27 protein-coding genes and 1 pseudogene are annotated in these 16,554 nt (G+C 39.8%); 9 read left to right on the forward strand and 19 right to left on the reverse strand.

Annotation, left to right across the window (positions count from 1 at the left end; all coding sequences use genetic code 11):
• Positions 1-197: 197 nt before the first annotated feature.
• Genes RIL182_RS11520 through RIL182_RS21280 form a run of 13 tightly spaced genes read right to left on the reverse strand, consistent with a single transcriptional unit; the run spans position 198 to position 6,536 of the window.
• A complete protein-coding gene (locus RIL182_RS11520) occupies positions 198-2,081 on the reverse strand; it encodes a DUF927 domain-containing protein (RefSeq protein ID WP_006857551.1) in 1,884 nt (627 codons plus the stop codon).
• On the reverse strand, positions 2,078-2,578 hold the full coding sequence (locus RIL182_RS11525; protein ID WP_006857552.1) for a CHC2 zinc finger domain-containing protein: 501 nt from the start codon (positions 2,576-2,578) through the stop codon (positions 2,078-2,080). The genes RIL182_RS11520 and RIL182_RS11525 overlap by 4 nt, the downstream gene beginning before the upstream one ends.
• Positions 2,565-3,071 carry an ERCC4 domain-containing protein gene (locus tag RIL182_RS11530; protein WP_006857553.1) on the reverse strand — a complete coding sequence of 169 codons (507 nt, stop codon included), beginning with the start codon at positions 3,069-3,071 and terminating at the stop codon, positions 2,565-2,567. Before RIL182_RS11530 ends, RIL182_RS11525 begins: the two co-directional genes overlap by 14 nt.
• Positions 3,072-3,085: 14 nt before the next feature.
• Complete coding sequence (locus tag RIL182_RS11535; protein ID WP_006857554.1) at positions 3,086-3,700, reverse strand: hypothetical protein; 615 nt, start codon at positions 3,698-3,700, stop codon at positions 3,086-3,088.
• Positions 3,684-4,340: an AAA family ATPase gene (locus tag RIL182_RS11540; protein ID WP_006857555.1), complete on the reverse strand. Its 657-nt coding sequence runs from the start codon at positions 4,338-4,340 to the stop codon at positions 3,684-3,686. Before RIL182_RS11540 ends, RIL182_RS11535 begins: the two co-directional genes overlap by 17 nt.
• Entirely contained in the window at positions 4,340-4,555 is a 216-nt protein-coding gene (locus tag RIL182_RS11545; protein ID WP_006857556.1) for a hypothetical protein, read from the reverse strand. Before RIL182_RS11545 ends, RIL182_RS11540 begins: the two co-directional genes overlap by 1 nt.
• A 51-nt stretch (positions 4,556-4,606) precedes the next feature.
• A complete protein-coding gene (locus RIL182_RS11550) occupies positions 4,607-5,068 on the reverse strand; it encodes a siphovirus Gp157 family protein (RefSeq protein WP_006857604.1) in 462 nt (153 codons plus the stop codon).
• Between the two features lie 2 nt (positions 5,069-5,070).
• Positions 5,071-5,229, reverse strand: a complete 159-nt coding sequence (locus tag RIL182_RS21270) for a hypothetical protein (RefSeq protein ID WP_006857557.1) — start codon at positions 5,227-5,229, stop codon at positions 5,071-5,073.
• Entirely contained in the window at positions 5,229-5,468 is a 240-nt protein-coding gene (locus RIL182_RS11555; RefSeq protein WP_006857558.1) for a hypothetical protein, read from the reverse strand. Before RIL182_RS11555 ends, RIL182_RS21270 begins: the two co-directional genes overlap by 1 nt.
• On the reverse strand, positions 5,461-5,895 hold the full coding sequence (locus RIL182_RS11560) for a hypothetical protein (protein ID WP_006857559.1): 435 nt from the start codon (positions 5,893-5,895) through the stop codon (positions 5,461-5,463). The genes RIL182_RS11555 and RIL182_RS11560 overlap by 8 nt, the downstream gene beginning before the upstream one ends.
• Positions 5,879-6,052 (reverse strand): hypothetical protein, encoded by a 174-nt coding sequence (locus RIL182_RS21275; RefSeq protein WP_006857560.1) that lies wholly within the window; start codon positions 6,050-6,052, stop codon positions 5,879-5,881. The genes RIL182_RS11560 and RIL182_RS21275 overlap by 17 nt, the downstream gene beginning before the upstream one ends.
• On the reverse strand, positions 6,052-6,348 hold the full coding sequence (locus RIL182_RS11565) for a lectin-1 (protein ID WP_242655575.1): 297 nt from the start codon (positions 6,346-6,348) through the stop codon (positions 6,052-6,054). The genes RIL182_RS21275 and RIL182_RS11565 overlap by 1 nt, the downstream gene beginning before the upstream one ends.
• Positions 6,349-6,359: 11 nt before the next feature.
• Positions 6,360-6,536, reverse strand: coding sequence for a hypothetical protein (locus RIL182_RS21280; RefSeq protein ID WP_006857561.1), 177 nt, complete (start codon positions 6,534-6,536; stop codon positions 6,360-6,362).
• 375 nt (positions 6,537-6,911) lie between these two features.
• Between RIL182_RS21280 and RIL182_RS11570 the strand changes: the two genes are divergently transcribed.
• Together RIL182_RS11570 and RIL182_RS11575 are read left to right on the forward strand one after the other, a co-directional pair.
• Positions 6,912-7,184: a hypothetical protein gene (locus tag RIL182_RS11570; protein WP_006857562.1), complete on the forward strand. Its 273-nt coding sequence runs from the start codon at positions 6,912-6,914 to the stop codon at positions 7,182-7,184.
• Positions 7,185-7,419: 235 nt separating this feature from the next.
• Positions 7,420-7,602 carry a hypothetical protein gene (locus RIL182_RS11575; protein ID WP_006857563.1) on the forward strand — a complete coding sequence of 61 codons (183 nt, stop codon included), beginning with the start codon at positions 7,420-7,422 and terminating at the stop codon, positions 7,600-7,602.
• On the opposite strand, the gene RIL182_RS11580 is transcribed toward RIL182_RS11575, so the two are convergent.
• On the reverse strand, positions 7,599-7,784 hold the full coding sequence (locus RIL182_RS11580; protein ID WP_006857564.1) for a hypothetical protein: 186 nt from the start codon (positions 7,782-7,784) through the stop codon (positions 7,599-7,601). The two genes, RIL182_RS11575 and RIL182_RS11580, sit on opposite strands and share 4 nt — an antisense overlap.
• A gap of 163 nt (positions 7,785-7,947) precedes the next feature.
• On the opposite strand from RIL182_RS11580, the gene RIL182_RS11585 reads away from it, so the two are divergent.
• Positions 7,948-8,154, forward strand: coding sequence for a hypothetical protein (locus RIL182_RS11585; RefSeq protein ID WP_172606713.1), 207 nt, complete (start codon positions 7,948-7,950; stop codon positions 8,152-8,154).
• A gap of 34 nt (positions 8,155-8,188) precedes the next feature.
• On the opposite strand, the gene RIL182_RS11590 is transcribed toward RIL182_RS11585, so the two are convergent.
• On the reverse strand, positions 8,189-8,398 hold the full coding sequence (locus tag RIL182_RS11590; RefSeq protein WP_172606714.1) for a helix-turn-helix domain-containing protein: 210 nt from the start codon (positions 8,396-8,398) through the stop codon (positions 8,189-8,191).
• Between the two features lie 176 nt (positions 8,399-8,574).
• Here RIL182_RS11590 and RIL182_RS11595 point away from each other — a divergent pair, with 176 nt between their 5' ends.
• The 6 genes and pseudogenes from RIL182_RS11595 to RIL182_RS11620 form a co-directional block, all read left to right on the forward strand.
• Positions 8,575-9,063, forward strand: coding sequence for a helix-turn-helix domain-containing protein (locus tag RIL182_RS11595; protein WP_006857567.1), 489 nt, complete (start codon positions 8,575-8,577; stop codon positions 9,061-9,063).
• A gap of 51 nt (positions 9,064-9,114) precedes the next feature.
• The gene (locus tag RIL182_RS11600) at positions 9,115-9,570 is read left to right on the forward strand and encodes an ImmA/IrrE family metallo-endopeptidase (RefSeq protein WP_006857568.1); all 456 of its coding nucleotides are present in this window, start codon (positions 9,115-9,117) and stop codon (positions 9,568-9,570) included.
• A gap of 18 nt (positions 9,571-9,588) precedes the next feature.
• Entirely contained in the window at positions 9,589-10,431 is an 843-nt protein-coding gene (locus RIL182_RS11605) for a restriction endonuclease (protein ID WP_006857569.1), read from the forward strand.
• A 33-nt stretch (positions 10,432-10,464) separates the two neighbouring features.
• On the forward strand, positions 10,465-11,019 hold the full coding sequence (locus RIL182_RS11610) for a hypothetical protein (RefSeq protein WP_006857570.1): 555 nt from the start codon (positions 10,465-10,467) through the stop codon (positions 11,017-11,019).
• Positions 11,020-11,386: 367 nt separating this feature from the next.
• A complete protein-coding gene (locus RIL182_RS11615) occupies positions 11,387-12,958 on the forward strand; it encodes a recombinase family protein (protein ID WP_044999116.1) in 1,572 nt (523 codons plus the stop codon).
• A 19-nt stretch (positions 12,959-12,977) separates the two neighbouring features.
• Positions 12,978-13,199, forward strand: a pseudogene (locus RIL182_RS11620) (manganese catalase family protein); the annotation flags it as partial.
• Between the two features lie 83 nt (positions 13,200-13,282).
• Here the strand turns inward: RIL182_RS11620 and RIL182_RS11625 are convergent.
• From RIL182_RS11625 to RIL182_RS11635, 4 genes are all read right to left on the reverse strand, one after another.
• On the reverse strand, positions 13,283-14,851 hold the full coding sequence (locus RIL182_RS11625) for a recombinase family protein (RefSeq protein ID WP_006857572.1): 1,569 nt from the start codon (positions 14,849-14,851) through the stop codon (positions 13,283-13,285).
• Between the two features lie 81 nt (positions 14,852-14,932).
• Complete coding sequence (locus RIL182_RS21285; protein WP_006857573.1) at positions 14,933-15,076, reverse strand: hypothetical protein; 144 nt, start codon at positions 15,074-15,076, stop codon at positions 14,933-14,935.
• A gap of 383 nt (positions 15,077-15,459) precedes the next feature.
• Positions 15,460-15,699 carry a helix-turn-helix domain-containing protein gene (locus RIL182_RS11630; protein WP_006857574.1) on the reverse strand — a complete coding sequence of 80 codons (240 nt, stop codon included), beginning with the start codon at positions 15,697-15,699 and terminating at the stop codon, positions 15,460-15,462.
• Position 15,700: 1 nt separating this feature from the next.
• On the reverse strand, positions 15,701-16,120 hold the full coding sequence (locus tag RIL182_RS11635) for an RNA polymerase sigma factor (RefSeq protein ID WP_008704153.1): 420 nt from the start codon (positions 16,118-16,120) through the stop codon (positions 15,701-15,703).
• Between the last annotated feature and the right edge of the window lie 434 nt (positions 16,121-16,554).

The raw sequence follows: 16,554 nt of genomic DNA on the forward strand, positions 1-16,554 counted from the left end.
TTTTGTTACTAACAAATTCAGTAAAATCAATACTTGCAGAGATTGGTAACAAGGTAACAAAGTAACAACAATCTTTTTACGCGTAGAAATTATTTTTTTATCTCAATTTTTTCATGTAAAAAAAATTTTTAAACTATATAAAAAGTGAAAATCGCATGTTACCTGTGTTACTTGCTACCTCACATCTGTAATTTATTCTACTTAAATGGCAGCTCTTCCTGCTCATCCTCTGATATTTGCATGAAACCATCCTTATCAACCTCGATTCCGTCATCCAGTTTTAAAAACACACACCGGAAGTTCTTTCCCTCGATCTTCTTCTGCTTCGTATACTGCCCTGCCTGGGTCTGGATCTTGCCGTGCCGGTCCGCCCATGATAGAAATGCTTTTTTAGAAAATCCTCCGCCCTCACAGATCCTGTCAAATGCCGGGTTATAGATCACCGCATATCCATTTTCCAAAATGCCCCATTTCTCACAGGCTGTTGCCGCATCAAACCTTGTCTGGTTCATAGCGATCATTCCAAGGATATACTCATAACAGCGCTGATTATCTGACACGTCTGAATAGTCCGTAAGTGTTTCTTTTGCTTCATCCAAGGAAATATATACCCCATCCTTAAAAATGCTTTCTGTGGCGATTTTATCTGCTGTGAGAATTATGCTGAGAGACATTGCCTGCTTCTGCATTTTGTCAGAATCCATTAACCGGTTCATAAATCCCTTTTGTATGTTCCGCAATTCTGTTTTATCCATGTCCTTAATAACATCCACAAACACCCTGCCGGCAAATCCATAGTTTTTCTTGAGAATCTCAGCCGTACGCTGCGGATCATCATAGATTTTCTGTGAACATTCCAGTTCTAAGATACGGTTGATTGCTCCGCCCTGGCTGACATAACTGTTCAATGGCCGTTCACCGTTTGTTATGATGCAGTTCTTCCACCGGTTCTCACGGTTGATTCCAAGCTCTTTGTTACTCCGGCTCTTTCCCTTGCCGGAACACAGATCATAAACGATTCCTTCAAAATTCTCCCGTATTCTCGATGATGTTTTACTGGTATCATCAAGCATCATTGGCAGATGATTCAACATATCTGCTTTTGCTTCCAGTGCCACATCCGTTGTCTTGAAATCTCCTATGTACTGTGATTCGTCCGGATTTGCCCAGACAGATGCTGCGAGCATAAGACTGACAGATTTACCGCCCTCAGTTTCTCCCCACAGGTCCACAAAAAATGGAAGTCCTCCAAGCGGTTCGATCAGTACGGATGCAAAGGCTGCAGCAAGCATAAATTTAATTTCTGTTTTTCCGGTTCTGCGAAGTTCTTTCACATGTTCATACCAGGTATCTTCATTACCGCGTTCATGCACCGCATCAAACAGGCTTTTAAACCGACTGTCACCATCAAATACAATATTCTGGTCATATGGAATAAAATCGTTCCCGTTCCATCCAAGTTTACTGGTGGAGTTCTGCACCTCGATCAGTGAATCGTTCATATTTTCAATGTCTGACATGTACCGGACCAGGTGCTTTGCATTTTCACTTGTTACGGATATTCCTACACCGGACAACTGGACAATCTTGCTTGCCGACGTGATGACGGTCTTGGGAAATTTTTTTGTATACCATCGCCCATTCCGTTTATATGCGATTTCAATCTGTTCTTCTCCGGTTTCCAGATTCTTAAGCCTTTTTACTGGAAGAATCGGATGATAACAGGCAAGTACTTCTCCGAACATGTTAAAGGTCCTTACACCGTCATCATCTGCAATCCAGGATCCAGAGTATAATTCATGTCCATCTTCAAAATAATCAAAGTGTGTGTAATTATCTGCAAGTTGCTGCGGATGGCTTTTCTTGGATGATTCAATTTCTTTGAATGTCTTTTTATATGCCCGGAGCATGGTATTGAATTTTTTCAATGTGCCTTTATGTTCTTTATCCAACTGCTCTGCACGTTCCTGGAATGATAAGAGCATTCTTGCCTTTTGAATCTCATCCGGCTCATTAAATATTTCAGTAAATACTTCCTCTGACAGAATAGATTCGGCATCATACTCTTTCAGTAATTTCAACCTATGCCACCCCTTTCCAATTCTTTTTGTAATACCTCATCATGGTGCAGGCAGACCATCAACGCATTCTGACAGTCACACCATACATCCGATAAAGGTTCTGATTTTTTCAGCCATGTAACATATATGCCAATAAGCTGATTATTCAAATCGATTTTTCTTTTTAGACTTTCTTCCTCGCGTTTTCTTTTTTCCTTTGCTTTCTGCATGTGATATATGGTCATTTCAGATGCTTTTGTTGGTTTTTCATAAGTTCCACCAAGGCTGTAAAAAGCTGTCTTAAAATCACAATGTTCCATGCCTTGAACGAATGAAAAAATGTCCCCATTTGCTCCACATCCAAAACAGTTGTACGAATCTTTATATATTTTCATGCTGGCCGTATGATCACCGGTGTGGAACGGGCAGGGAACAAATCCCGCCCTGTTTGGATGAAAACCATATGATTCAACTATGTCACACATGGAATGAGACTGTTTTATTTCATCTACCGTCATTTAAAATCTCCACAATCTTTTTGCCCGTTTCCGATTTCTCACAGAACACAAAATCCACATTGTATCTATCTCTAATCGTGCACAGACTTTTATATAGCTGCATTCCATCTACCGCCTTTTCAGAGCACACTGTTTTTACCTTCCGCCCATTAACGGTCTTCCATCGGATTTCATGTTTTCTTGGGTTCTGCCAGAAGTAAACATCTTCTAATGTTTTTATATCTTCCCCGTGCTCCACCAGAATCACGATCTTAATATCCTGCTGTATCGCCCGAACCAGTTCAGCTTTAAAACGTTCGTGCTGCTGACAGACATTCCCGCACAGTTCCTTCAAGTCTTTTTTGCGATCAATTACCAGTCTTGGGTTATCCAGAGACTGATAATCGCCTACATACATTTTGGACCGGAAATATTTAACTCCAATGTCATCAAACTGGGTCCGGATCCGTTCCCATTCTTTTTTATGTTCCCTTGTGTCTACTTGTATCTGCAACTAAAACACCTGCCTTAATTGAATGGCAACTCTTCATCGATCCCATCGGGAATATTCATGAAACCATCTGCATCTTTCGGAGCTTTATCATAAAAACTCTGCGCGCTGCCTTTGTATTCCTTATAAGCCTTTGTTTCTGTCGTCTCTGGAATGCCGGCTTTCTCGACCTTGTCAAGCGATACGAACCAACGCATCACACGTTTTCTGACCTCTTTCCCGTTGTAAAAATCCATCTGCTCACCGAATACTCCGCCGATCTTCTTATTTTTAAACTGCGCACCGAAGTTATCGCCCCACTGCGTTGTAAATCCGGTATTGCTGTGCTCTACACAGGTTGTAAATGTCTTAAATGAACGATTGCACTTACCTTCGGCATCTTCTGTTAAAATGTACTGTGTTGCCTGGTTAGGCCATTTCTTATCCGGGCGGATATCATTCTTAAACTGCTCTGTAAAATACCCCGGTTGCGCATCATCTGGTGCAAAATCAAAAAGTACAACAATCATATCTTTTCCACTTTTCGATTTTGTTTCACTGACCTGCTTAATGATCAGTTTATGTCCACCAAGATCTACCGGAGTAAACTCTCCGCCTGCCGGTGTCTCATCGTAATTATTTGGTTTCTGCATTATTTTCCTTACCTCCGATTTCGTAATAATCTCTGATTGCTTTTTCAACTAACAGCATGTCATTATCAATGACCGCATCCTCAAACATGCCGATCGGCGACTTGCTGACTGCTCCATCTGCCGCCTGAGTGACAAATAAATGCTTATTTGACTCTACAATGCACCGCAGCACGATTGTAAACATACCCTCGATGCACACCTTTTCGTCTAACAGCTTTCCAATGGTTTTTGGTTTAATCTCTCCGAGTTCATTTGCTTCCTCATGCATGATCACATAAACAATCTTATCTGCCGGGACCTTCTCAATAATGAACTGGATCAGATTCCAGAAGTGATCACCGATCTGATTGTATAAAGTGAAAACTCCATTACCGCCACCTGCAGCACTATGTTTGCTCATGAACATATTTGTGATCAGATATCCGGCATCATCAATCACAATGTTCTTTGCCTTGGACTGGATCAAACACTTCATTACCGTCTGATAATCATCCGTGTTCCATCCGTCGATCTTCCCTTTAAATGGAAGTGGTTTATTTAAAACCCTTATAAGGTTCCAGTCCGGGTTTCCTGCGCAGTTTCTGAGGCTTGCGCTTTTTCCCATGCCGGATTTTCCAATAATAAGTACCGGGATCGCCATCACTCTTCCTCCTCTTCTTTAATAACCGCATTATCCGCAGCCGCTTTAATAAAGGAAGATGCTAACTCTTTTATACTGACACTTGCTTCCAGTTTTTTAGCTATCCCCTCTAAAATATCGCAGGCTTCCTCATCAATCCGGATGACTCCCCCGCCTTTTGCCTTATCTCTCGCAATAAGCTGTGTCTTTTTCTTTGTTTTAATTACTATTTCCATCTTTCTCTCCTATCTGGCTGTCCAGAATGGCAGCCCCATTATCATTTCTGCTCATTTAATTGACATGCTCTTTCCTTCTACGATCTCTGCGCCTGCCACACTGGTTCCTGCCTTTATCGCAGCCTTAATAGCAGTTTTGTCTGGCATCGGATCTGCAAATTTAAGAAATTCCTCTGGAAGCTGCGAAATATCAGTAACATTGACACTGGATGTCTTTCTGAATGAAATTGCTACCCTTGGTGTTGAAAATTTCTGTCCGGCAAGATAAGTTGCGAGGTATTTCTTAAGCGATTCAACCTTGTTTTCCGCTGCTTTCTGTCTCTCTGCAAATGACTGCTTTTCTGCCTTTAATGCCTCAGCATCCGCTGTCAAATTTTTAATATAAAGAGCGATATTCTCAATCTTCGTGTCACGCTCCATTTCCAGCTGGTCCAATCTATCAGAATCAAGGATCTCCCCTGTCTCCTGATCCCAACAGTTCATGATTTCATTTTCAATCTCAAATAAATTCATATTTACCACCTTTCATTTTCCCATTTCTCGTACATTTCTTCATCCAAGCGCATCTCTGCCATTTCTTCCTCTCTGGCCAGACGTTCATATAAACGATGTATTCTTGCCTGCTCTACTTCCTGTTCATCAAACAGATCTGCATTATCTGGTACATATTCCATTACTGCACCTCATAACTCTCATACTTCTCAACTCTGAGAACATCATTATTGCTCGATCTTGCCAGCTGAATATCCTTGATCTCATGAATATTCATACTCAGGTAACCATCAGCTGACATTGTTAATGACAACAGGCTGTCGATTTTGTGATTCTCCAGTGTATTTTTAATACAATTAATTGCCGGTGTGATTGCCTGTGCGATCAATTTAAACTCTTCTAACTCATCTCTTTTACTCATAATTCTCAATCTTCCCTTCCTTAATATATTTTTCTACTTCCTCTTCATCAGGAAATGTATATATTTCAGTACCTGAATGGTAAAAAGATGCATATATATACCAAACACCTGAAAAACTATATCTCCCTTCAACAGAAACATGTTCATCGAAATACTCTGCATACGCCATAAGATCATCCATCGAAAGAACATGCAATCGTTTATCTGCATTCAGCGAAACATCGATATTCAAGTCTTTTTTCATCTGGATAATCTGCTTCTGCGTTTCAATAACCTTTTCCAAGGCTACCACTTTCATCTCAATACTTGCGTCCACTTGTTTTTTCCTCACTTTCATGTTAAAATACATCAAAAGGATTTTTCTAAATCCTCTTGGTAAATAGCACCTGTCCTCGCCAAAGTTCAGGGTGCTATTTTTCTTTTTCACTAAGTAACCATCCCTTCATCTGATGATAAATTGGCACATAGCTTTCAGCATTAACTTCGATATTGAAATCAAGTCCCACTTTTGCAATAATCATGCCAACAGCCATATCCTCTACTTTGGGATTCTCTTCCTCACTTAAACATTGTGCATTTGTCACTACCTCGCCTCCTTCATACTGTCACTGCAATCGATCAGTTCTATATCCCCATCCAGCTTGTCCGCCTGATGAAAATAAAACATCTCAATCTGCATCTCTCTTCTGCGCTCCGATAGAACTCTCAACCCATATCCAGCTCCGGCGATAAATCCGCCAAGGATACAGACTGCTCCGGCGTAGTACATGTACAGTCCATCACTGTCGAGGCAGCACATGGCAAGCATTGATATGGTGCCGCCGGTTGCCATGATGATTTTAGATAAACGTCTCACACTTCCTCCTTCCTGCTTGTCCATCAAGCCACACCTCATGTGGCGGTTTTCATTTGCTTTTCCTTGTGTGCCCTTTCCTGTGCCAGCAGCAACTCCACAGCCGCATCATTTAAACGCTGATGCCTTGCTTTTTCCTCTTCCGGCGTCAGGATCGGGATCAGATTGATGTTCGTACCGTTCGGGAACTCCTGAATCACTCTGCGATATTCCATAAAATTACCTCCTCTTCTTTAGTTAATGCTGTACTGGTTGTCTTTGTTACTCTTTATCTTACCTTGCAGTTCATTAAAAATTTTCTAATCCCATTCATTGTTTCAATTATTACTGCAACCACTACATACCATTTAGAAAAAGTAGCAGATAGCTATTCCACAAGCTGCTCCCAACAAAGAAGCTACGAGTTGACACAAGACAGTCAACGGTAATTCCAACTTATCCAGTAAGTCTCTCTTTTGTCTGTAAGTCCATTTCTTCATCTCCTCTCATCTCCCTTCTATTGAACTTGTGTTGTGGTAACATTTAGTTCACATTGATTTACTTTTATCCCGTATGTTATAATCTTGGAAAAAGAGGTAGGTATATAACATATGGATTCAAACCAATACCGTTTTCTTAAACAAATAAGCTTATCTGGTTCATATACGGATGATTACGATAACCGTACCGAACTTTTTATATCTTCAGTCCGTGAAAAATATTTAAGCAATGAATTTTCTGATGATTCAAATGTATATATGTTAACTTCCAAGGGACGATCTGCAATACAGGAATATCAGGAAAAACATTTTCAATTAAATTTCACAACCATTACTGCAATTATCGCTCTAATACTTTCTGCAATCAGTTTGATACTGCATTAGGCACATTAATTAAACTACGAAATCAATCTCAATATAAGAACAACTATTGCAACCACTAATGAAATAATTGAGATTAACGTCACTCTATTTAATGCTCTACTGTAATCATCTTTCCCGTTGTTAAACGGAAATGGTTTTCTCATATCTTTCTTCTCACTCTCCTTCCTATTGTTACCTTGAAATAATTTGTTTTGGATGTTACTCTTTATATGCCCGGCAAGAAACGGAGTAACATATGCTTGAAAAAGAAAAAACAAATTGTCCGCGTAACAAACACGAAGTAACAATTACTCATTACTATGAAGAGATAAACGGTGCAAAGGTTGATATCTCTCATCACTGTCCTCTTCGTTTTCAAATCAAATGCGACGGAACAGAAGATGGAATAAATAACTGTCACTTAATTAAGAAATACTAACTTTCATTATGCCGGGTTTTCTCCAGTTCATTTACTCTCTGTTGTAAATCTTCAAGGTCTCTTTTCATCCCTCTCTGCCGCAAATCCATCCAATAAAGCCGGTCATATGCATGTGCTTCCATATCAATTTCATGCTTGAACTTTCCAATCTTTCCGATAATGTACTGTTGTAATCTGTTCACCTGATCACTCTCCCTTCTTATTTACTGTCCAGATTATTGGACAGATGATGTTTCCTACAAATTTCATTTTGAATACTTGAATTTTTCTTCACAAAATAGTAAAATTATTTTAGCCACATCATACTGAAAGGCTTTCAAAGGAAAATCTCGCCTTTGGAAGGAGGTGGCTTATATGATTTCTCTTTCTGAGAAAGCTTTAGAGATTCTTCAAGCAGAAACGGGAAAAACAGAATTTTCAAATTCTGACCTAATCTCAAACGGTTTTTCTAATGCAACTGCCAAAGTTGCTATCAACGAGCTTGAAGCTGAAGGCTATATTTTCATCAGCCGCACTTATGTGAACGGTAACGTAGTTTTTGAACTTGTATAGCCTACATGACCCTAAGTGTTCGCAGCGCTTGGGGTCATTTTGTTTTGTCAGGCATATGGGAGCTTTTTCTGATAAATCTGTCAACCTTTACTCCTAGGGCATCACAGATGCTTGCATACTCTCCTACCTCACATTTTCTTTTTCCCTGAAGAATTAAGCATAACCGAACCTCTGGCACACCAGACTTTTCGGCGATTGCTTTTTGCTTTAGTCCAGACTTATCAATGAAGTCTTTCAATTCCATAAAATCTAAAACCATCTTTCTTTTTTCACCTCCGTTCCATGTTTTCTGGAATGATTAAACTATATTCCATTTTTCATGGAATGTCAATAACAAATTTTAACTTTTTTGAAATTTTATTTTACAATTCCAAAATTTCGTAATATAATAAAATCAATCCAATAAGGGAGGGCAAAGCCATGAATGAATACCTTGTATCTCAATTAAGAAAGGGACGTTTAGACAAAGGCTTAAAGCAAAGTGATGTGTCCAAAGAAACTGGCATTAAAAATACCACATTAAGTAATTATGAAAACGGTGTGACAGAACCAGATATGGATACATTTTTAACACTATGTGAGTTATACGAATTAGATTTTGTGTCTTTAATGGAGGAAGCATATGGAATAAAAGTTCCAGGCAAGAATTTTCATATCAAGCCATCTGAAATGGAATTGTTAGAAAAATATAATGCTCTCGACGAACATGGCAAAGAAATGGTAGATTTCACACTGGAAAAAGAATATGAGCGCTCTATTGCAGAAAAGAAGAAGTCCGACAATATTGTCCCTATGGCGGTTAAAGAATCTTCTGATTATGAGCTTAATGCCGCGCACGCCGACGATTACATGGGTGCACCGGATGAATTAAAAACAGCAGAAGAAAAAATGCTTGATGAAGATTTCTAGTCCGTTTTATCGGACACTTAATATGTTATACTGTTGCGGGAGGTGAATCACATGACATATGAAGAACTTCTTATAGAAGCAGATGCAAACAATCTCACTGTAAAGGAAAAGCCGCTTCCAATCAGTAAGGGGCGAATTAAGGGCAATCGAATTGCTATACGAAAAGACATGACTGAAACAGAAAAAGCCTGTGTACTAGCAGAAGAGCTCGGACATTATTATACTGCCGTTGGTAACATCCTTGACCAATCTTCCATAGAAAACCGAAAGCAGGAAATGCAAGGTAGGATCCTTGCTTATAATAAACAGGTTGGTCTTCGCGGTATCATCGATGCATATTTGCACAACTGCAAAAACCTGTTTGAAACAGCAGAATATCTTGGAGTTACCGAAGAGTTTTTAAACGACAGCCTAACATACTACACAAATAAATACGGTGTATGCACACAGGTTGATAATTATGTTATATTTTTTCAACCGAATATAGGAGTTATGGAATTAATCTAAAGAAAAGAGGAATATATTATGAAATGTCCAAATTGTGGAGCTGAAGGAAATGGGAAATTTTGTGAATACTGTGGTTGTGAGTTACCGCGAAACACCCCTGACACCATATTAAATAACCAAACCAATAGTACCGTAATTAATAATTACTACTCTGCACCACAGCAAACACCAACACCCAATCAAACTGTCAGCCGTCCTTATATACAGGCTCCTGCCGTCAGTGGGAAAAACCAGACAGTTGCACTTGTATTGTGTATATTTCTCGGTTTTTTTGGTGCTCATTATTTTTATGTTGGAAAAGCTAAAATAGGAATTTTATATCTTCTCACCATGGGTTTATTTGGAATTGGTTGGCTCGTAGATATATTTAGAATCGCAACTGGTTCTTTTAAAGATAGCTCGGGATTATGCTTAAAAAAAGCTGTTTCCTCATCTCATACCCCCACTACTTATAGTTCATCCACAACAGTTACATCTGCAAGGACGATGGATTTGAACAAACCATATGATAATATGGATGGTCATGAGTTTGAATATTTTTGTGGTGATCTATTAAAGAAAAATGAATTTTCAAATGTTGAAGTCACAAGAGGAAGTGGCGATCAAGGTATTGATATTATTGCTTATAAAGATGGGGTAAAATATGGTATCCAATGCAAATGCTATTCCCAAAACATAGGCAATAAAGCGGTACAAGAAGCGTTTGCCGGCAAAACCTTTTATGATTGCCATGTTGCCGCTGTATTAACTAATCAGTATTTTACCAGAAGTGCAAAAGAACTGGCAGAACATAACGGTGTCTTACTTTGGGATAGAGATAAGTTACAGGAATTAATTGAAAAAGCAAATAATACTCAATAATACGCCACTTTGATTACACCATCGGAGGAATACATGAGTTTAATACTGGGATATGCTAATAAAGACAATGCTATTATCATGAGTGATGGACGCGCTGGCGAAAATGGAAGTCTTTCAGAATTTTATAATAAGACAAGAAAAATAAATAGCAATATTATACTGGGATCCGCTGGAATTGTAGGTGGAATTGAGCCTTTTGTCAATCATTGCATTCAAGAGATGGGCGGCGACGTGGAGAATTATTTCATAAATGATTTTCTTGATATGGTCACATTTTTAGTTAGCGACAAAACCACTCAAGAACGTTTACAATCTTCATTTCTCGTTATTGGACGAGATGAACACAATCGAATGCATACCGCAATTATTGGCGATAATACCTCCTATAAGCTAGAAACGCATCTTGTTTCCACTCCTAGAGTTTTAACCATAGGTGGCACTATTGATGGAAAAATAATACAGGATATTTATGCGAAAAACATAACGCAATATCATATTTCGATTAAAGATTGTATGCAGTCCACAATTTGCGAGGTAGCAAAGTTAGATAGTTCCGTCAATACCAACTGTTTCAGCGTTATCATATAATTCGCGTTCATCCTCTGGCAACTCGGCAGTGAAATAAGAATTATTTGTATCCATACATACTACGTTATTTGAATCATAATCAGACCAATCGATTGACGTATATTGTTTTTTTATCATTGGCACATCTCCGTTATAATGTTACTTACATTATAATCCGGTCACATGATTATTTTGTGCCATATGATTCTAGATAAATAAAAACCGCCCCACTGTAAAGCAAGGCGGCAATGCTCCCGATGATACGGTAGCCCTAAGCAAGCATATTGTATCATTCGGAGCAGCCAAACGCAAGCGGAACACCCGTTCCCCGCTGGCTGTTATTTTTATACTCTTTTTTACATACATTTTCACAAAGGAGTGATACCTTATGCCAAACACCGAATCATTCACTGTAAATGAAATCTTAGTCTATCTCCGCAAGTCCCGGTCCGACAGCCCGGATATGTCCGTGGAGGAAGTTCTCCGCAAGCATGAGGAAATGATCCAGCAATATGCCTCCACGCACTTCCACTCTCCGATCCCGGAGAAGAACATCTTCCGCGAGGTCGTCTCCGGCGAGACGATCGATTCCAGGCCACAGATGAAAAATCTGCTGAAAATGATCGAGTCCGAGCAGTTCAAGGCAGTCCTTGTTGTGGAGCCACAGCGTTTGTCCCGCGGTGATCTTGAGGACTGCGGCAGGCTGATCAATATTCTCCGGTATACAAATACAACGGTTCTCACACTCACGCACTCTTTCAACCTGCAGGAAGAATATGAGCGCAAGTTTTTTGAAATGGAGATCACCAGGGGCAATGACTACCTGGAATACACCAAGCGTATCTTAAAGCGCGGGCGTGAGGCTTCTGTTGCCAAAGGGAATTATATCGGCTCTGTGGACCCATACGGCTATAAGAAAACCGTCATAAAGAAAGACGGTGTCACCTGCCACACGTTAGAAATTATCCCGGAGGAAGCCAATACGGTAAAACTGATCCATGAACTTTACGCTTACACACCGGAGGGTATCGGCTTTACAAACATTGCGCACAAGCTGGACGCCATGCATATTAAGCCAAAGAAAGCCGCTCACTGGACACCGGCGATCATCAGCTCGATCTTATGCAACCCGCTCTATCTTGGCATGGTCCGGTGGAACAACCGGAAAGTCGTAAAATACATTAACGAAGGACAGTTGGCAAAAGCGCGCCCTCAAAACACTGAGGCGAAATATTATAAAGGGCTGCATGAGCCTATCATCACCCAGGAATTATACGATACCTGCATGGCGAGACGCGGGACCAATCCGAGCCTGCGCAGGAACAAAGAGCTCTGCAATCCGTTTGCCGGTCTGCTCTACTGTGGCACCTGCGGCCATGCCATGTCACTTAAAATCTACAAAAATCACAATTCCGTCTCTCAGATGATGCTCTGCAACCATCAGGCTTACTGCCATACCAAATCCGTGCTCTATTCTGCCTTTTTAAGGCGTTTTATGTCTTCTATGGAAGATACTCTGAATGACTTTGAATTGGCACAGAAATCGGATGACGGCAGGGCGCAGGCAATCAGTAAAACGATCGTGGTCAATCTGGAAAACAAACTGAAAAAGCTGAATGAAAAAGACGCCAGGCAAAAAGATGCTTACGAGGACGGGATCTATTCCAAAGAAGAGTTTTTAAAGCGGAATGTTAGGACACAGCAGGATATCGCATCCACGATCATTGCATTAGAGGACGCCAGGGCAAAGAAAGCCGACATTGTTGATTATGAGGAAAAGATAAGACGTTTTAAGGACTGTCTCCATGCCCTGAATGATCCGGAGCTGTCAGCAGCCGAGAAGAACCGGTTCTTAAAATCCTGTGTTGACAAAATTTTATATTATAATAATATGGAGTCAAAAGCAGGGATCGGGCGATACATAGAGAACGTTTTTTCCCTGGAAATTCAATATAAATAACCATATCCAACATATCTGAACCGATGAATTAGCCCATCTCGAAATGATTGCCGCCATCGTCCGCCAGCTCACCAAAGGCTTAAGTGCTGAAGAACTTGAGGCCGCCGGTTTCGCTCCTTACTATGTCGATCACACGGCCGGGATCTGGCCGCAGGCAGCCGGCGGTATTCCGTTTAATGCCTGTGAATTCCAGAGCAAAGGCGATGCGATCACGGATCTTTTTGAAGATATGGCTGCGGAGGGTGCGATTGTATAAAGACAACATTGAGGTTTTAAAAGAAAGTTCCCGATAATCTGGCATACTAGCTGCCAGATATGAGAACCCTAGAAATTCCAATGTATTTCAATAGGTACTTCCTTAGTTACAGGGTCTTTTTTGCCAACCAATACATAATCAATCAGCTTTTCAACCGTTTCCCTGTCTAAGTGTTCAAGATTTGTATATTGCTCGATTAACTGTCGTCTGTTGTCGCCAATCAGCATTTTTCTTTCAATAACATCAAGCTGTTTCTGCGTATCAATCATCAGTTTTTCGAGCCTTTCTTTTTGTGTTGAGAAGTCTTTGGATAAATCCAAGTAATCAAGTTCGGAAAGAATACCCTTTACCTTATCTAAATATAATTCTCGGATTCCTTTTGTATATTCCGCAATCTTTTTTTGATAAGCAGCAATCTCCGTTTCCAGAGCTTCTTTTTGACCTCGCAAGTCATTGTTGAATTGCACATTTTGTTCAAGCTCATCTTTGTCAAGATATTCTGCGGATAACTTATTAAGTTCATCAATCACAGCTTTTTCTAATTTGTCTACTGAAATGAAAGAACCTATACAAGCGTCCTTTGCTACATGGCGGTTAGAGCATTGTAAATAATGCTTACCATGATTCTTTGACGAACGCATTGTATAACCACAATTCATACAGCGAGCTTTTCTGGCAAATAAACCGATTGTGCCAACTGTGAAAGGTTTTGCCTTTTGAGCTACCAATGCTTGAACCCTATCCCATAACTCACGGTCAATAATCGGCTCATGTGTACCCTCAACTCTGTACCACTCGTCTTTGGGTCTGGGTTTGTTTTGCTTTGTCTTATAAGAAACGCTGCCATATTTCCCTTGAACCATATTCCCGATATAGATTTCATTCACCAACATATCTGATATGGCAAAATATTTCCATAGGGTACTGTTTTTCGTTTTAGGCTGCTTGTAACGCAAACCATGAAGTCGTTTGTATTCCGTAGGGTTTGGTATTCCTCTGTCATTCAGCATACGGGCAATGGCGGTCTTTCCATATCCCTGTGAAAACAGTGTAAAAACTTCTCTGACAACTTCCGCAGCTTCTTCATCAATAATCAAATGTCCTTTTACGTCAGGGTCTTTTTTGTAACCATACAGAGCAAAAGCACCGATATGGTGTCCGTTCTTTCTTCTGTCAGTGAGAACGCTTTTAATGTTCTCTGACATATCCTCCAAGTACCACTCATTCACCAGACCGTTAATCTGTCTTGATTTCTTATTTCCTTTATTAGCGGTATCTGCATTATCAACAATGCTGATGAAGCGAATACCCCAAATAGGAAAAAGACCGTGGATATATTTTTCCACTAATTCTAGTTCTCTGGTAAATCTGGATTGTGTCTTACAAAGGACAATATCAAATTTACGATTCTTTGCGTCCTCCAACAACCTGTTAAATTCTGGTCGTCGTCTGTCAGAACCAGTGTAATCATCATCACTGTATATGTTGTAGACTTCCCAACCATGCTCTAATGAGTATTGAAGTAACATTGACTTTTGATTCTGAATACTGTTACTGTCGTCTGTTTCTGATTGTTTGTTTCTATCTTCCTCTGATAAGCGGCAATAAATAGCAACTCTTGATTTTGATTCTATCATGCTTCGTTCTCCTTTTTGAGAAGACGAAACAAACTATCTCTACATAATGTTATTATAACATCTTGTAGGATAGTTTGTCTATCATCTGGCAGGAGTTGCCCTTCCTTTATTTTTTTCATATTGATTTATCAACTCTATCCATTTTAGAGTAAATGCTTTTGTAAACGCCGCTTTATCACAATTTTTAAAAACATTCTTGCAAACTACCTTTGCGTCATTTGCCATTGAACCACCTCACTACAATATATTTACAAAGTATGCAAAAATGCTTGTACATTATGAAAGAATTTGTCTATAAAGTAAGAAGTAATCAGATGGCTTTGGAAAGCTCCACTGGAATTTCACCATTCCCATTCTGATGGGTGAACCGCACCATGCGAGTGTATCATTATTCTGATATACGGGTCATGGCAGCAACTTTTCCAACAGTCGCTTACGGATCACTGGCGTGGTCGCTCGCTTCTTTATCCCTCCTTTTCATGGGTCATGGCGTTCCAGTCCGTCGGCTCACCGCATATCAAACGTATCTGATTACTTTATTCAATTTTCAAAGAACACTTGTAAAACGGAGCTGGAATGAGGTGGTATCACACTCCGTATATATTCGCTTATTTCACTCTGACTTCAAAACCTAGAATTGCTTTAATAAGGGCAGCTCTAATTCTGCCTTTCAGTTCCATATCGACCACAATATACATATTTCCGTGTTCATCATAGAACGGGCGTAAACTTGCTTTTGATATGTAAGCGTCATAGTGATTTAAAATTTTCTCTATTGCCACTTCGTCGCCATCAGCAGCTAAACTGATTGTGGAGAATAGAGGACACTTTTTTGTAGACTTCATCATGTTATAATTCCTCCTCGTACATATCTCTAATGAGCTTTAGTGAACACATTCTGTTTCTATAAACAGAGTTTCTGGAAATATCCAAAATCTCTGCGATTTCTGCGTCTGGTAATTCCAGAAAGTAGAACATCAACACAACATTGCGTCGTCTTTCACTTAATTTTTTGATTGCTTCACATAATTTCTCATCATAGACACGAACTTCTGTACCGAACACATCAAAGGAAGTAAATTCAAGCGAGTATTCGTCCGATACACCCAACTGGTTTAATTCCAGCTCTGGTATTTCACAGAAAGATATTTCATGCTTTGCACGTCTGGCAAGTTCTTTGTTGTAGTTCTTTACAGTTCTGCCAATCACCTTACGAGCCAGACAGTCAAATTGAAGTCTTATAGCGTTCTCAAATGAAGAAGGTTTCATAATCTCACCTCCTTTCAAGTTGAAGTTGCTAAAGCGAAAAGGCTTTTTACCTCTTTCCGCACTAACACTCAACACGGAGGGGTGATTTGTAACCCGAATCAGAAAAAAATCAAAAAATTTTTTAAAGTAGCAAAAAAGCACAAGAGCAATACTGACGTGCTGTTCTTGTGCCTTATAAATTGTTCCTGCTATGTGATGTGAAAAACCATATACAAGAGCGATATAATCCGCAAAAGTTAAACGGATTTTTTTAACAAGCTACCAATGGTCGAATGTTGTTGAATGTATAGGCATTCCATGCGGCTACCTCCTGAAGCCGCTAAAACAAAACCAACCAGTAGTTTGTCCACCGTTGGACAAAAATAAAACGGCGGCTGTATGAACCGTCGTTCTATCTAAAAGGACGTATAAAAGCATTACTGCTGACAACGGTT

This window comes from Roseburia intestinalis L1-82 (assembly GCF_900537995.1).
GTDB classification, from domain to species: Bacteria; Bacillota; Clostridia; order Lachnospirales; family Lachnospiraceae; genus Roseburia; species Roseburia intestinalis.

Bases quoted from the DNA above. Each gene is read 5' to 3' on its own strand.
- RIL182_RS11525 (WP_006857552.1), bottom strand. From the start codon at position 2,578: ATGACGGTAGATGAAATAAAACAGTCTCATTCCATGTGTGACATAGTT.
- RIL182_RS11535 (WP_006857554.1), bottom strand. From the start codon at position 3,700: ATGCAGAAACCAAATAATTACGATGAGACACCGGCAGGCGGAGAGTTT.
- RIL182_RS11540 (WP_006857555.1), bottom strand. From the start codon at position 4,340: ATGGCGATCCCGGTACTTATTATTGGAAAATCCGGCATGGGAAAAAGC.
- RIL182_RS11545 (WP_006857556.1), bottom strand. From the start codon at position 4,555: ATGGAAATAGTAATTAAAACAAAGAAAAAGACACAGCTTATTGCGAGA.
- RIL182_RS11550 (WP_006857604.1), bottom strand. From the start codon at position 5,068: ATGAATTTATTTGAGATTGAAAATGAAATCATGAACTGTTGGGATCAG.
- RIL182_RS21270 (WP_006857557.1), bottom strand. From the start codon at position 5,229: ATGGAATATGTACCAGATAATGCAGATCTGTTTGATGAACAGGAAGTA.
- RIL182_RS11555 (WP_006857558.1), bottom strand. From the start codon at position 5,468: ATGAGTAAAAGAGATGAGTTAGAAGAGTTTAAATTGATCGCACAGGCA.
- RIL182_RS11565 (WP_242655575.1), bottom strand. From the start codon at position 6,348: ATGGACAAGCAGGAAGGAGGAAGTGTGAGACGTTTATCTAAAATCATC.
- RIL182_RS21280 (WP_006857561.1), bottom strand. From the start codon at position 6,536: ATGGAATATCGCAGAGTGATTCAGGAGTTCCCGAACGGTACGAACATC.
- RIL182_RS11570 (WP_006857562.1), top strand. From the start codon at position 6,912: ATGGATTCAAACCAATACCGTTTTCTTAAACAAATAAGCTTATCTGGT.
- RIL182_RS11575 (WP_006857563.1), top strand. From the start codon at position 7,420: ATGCTTGAAAAAGAAAAAACAAATTGTCCGCGTAACAAACACGAAGTA.
- RIL182_RS11590 (WP_172606714.1), bottom strand. From the start codon at position 8,398: ATGGAATTGAAAGACTTCATTGATAAGTCTGGACTAAAGCAAAAAGCA.
- RIL182_RS11595 (WP_006857567.1), top strand. From the start codon at position 8,575: ATGAATGAATACCTTGTATCTCAATTAAGAAAGGGACGTTTAGACAAA.
- RIL182_RS11600 (WP_006857568.1), top strand. From the start codon at position 9,115: ATGACATATGAAGAACTTCTTATAGAAGCAGATGCAAACAATCTCACT.
- RIL182_RS11605 (WP_006857569.1), top strand. From the start codon at position 9,589: ATGAAATGTCCAAATTGTGGAGCTGAAGGAAATGGGAAATTTTGTGAA.
- RIL182_RS11610 (WP_006857570.1), top strand. From the start codon at position 10,465: ATGAGTTTAATACTGGGATATGCTAATAAAGACAATGCTATTATCATG.
- RIL182_RS11615 (WP_044999116.1), top strand. From the start codon at position 11,387: ATGCCAAACACCGAATCATTCACTGTAAATGAAATCTTAGTCTATCTC.
- RIL182_RS11625 (WP_006857572.1), bottom strand. From the start codon at position 14,851: ATGATAGAATCAAAATCAAGAGTTGCTATTTATTGCCGCTTATCAGAG.
- RIL182_RS21285 (WP_006857573.1), bottom strand. From the start codon at position 15,076: ATGGCAAATGACGCAAAGGTAGTTTGCAAGAATGTTTTTAAAAATTGT.
- RIL182_RS11630 (WP_006857574.1), bottom strand. From the start codon at position 15,699: ATGATGAAGTCTACAAAAAAGTGTCCTCTATTCTCCACAATCAGTTTA.
- RIL182_RS11635 (WP_008704153.1), bottom strand. From the start codon at position 16,120: ATGAAACCTTCTTCATTTGAGAACGCTATAAGACTTCAATTTGACTGT.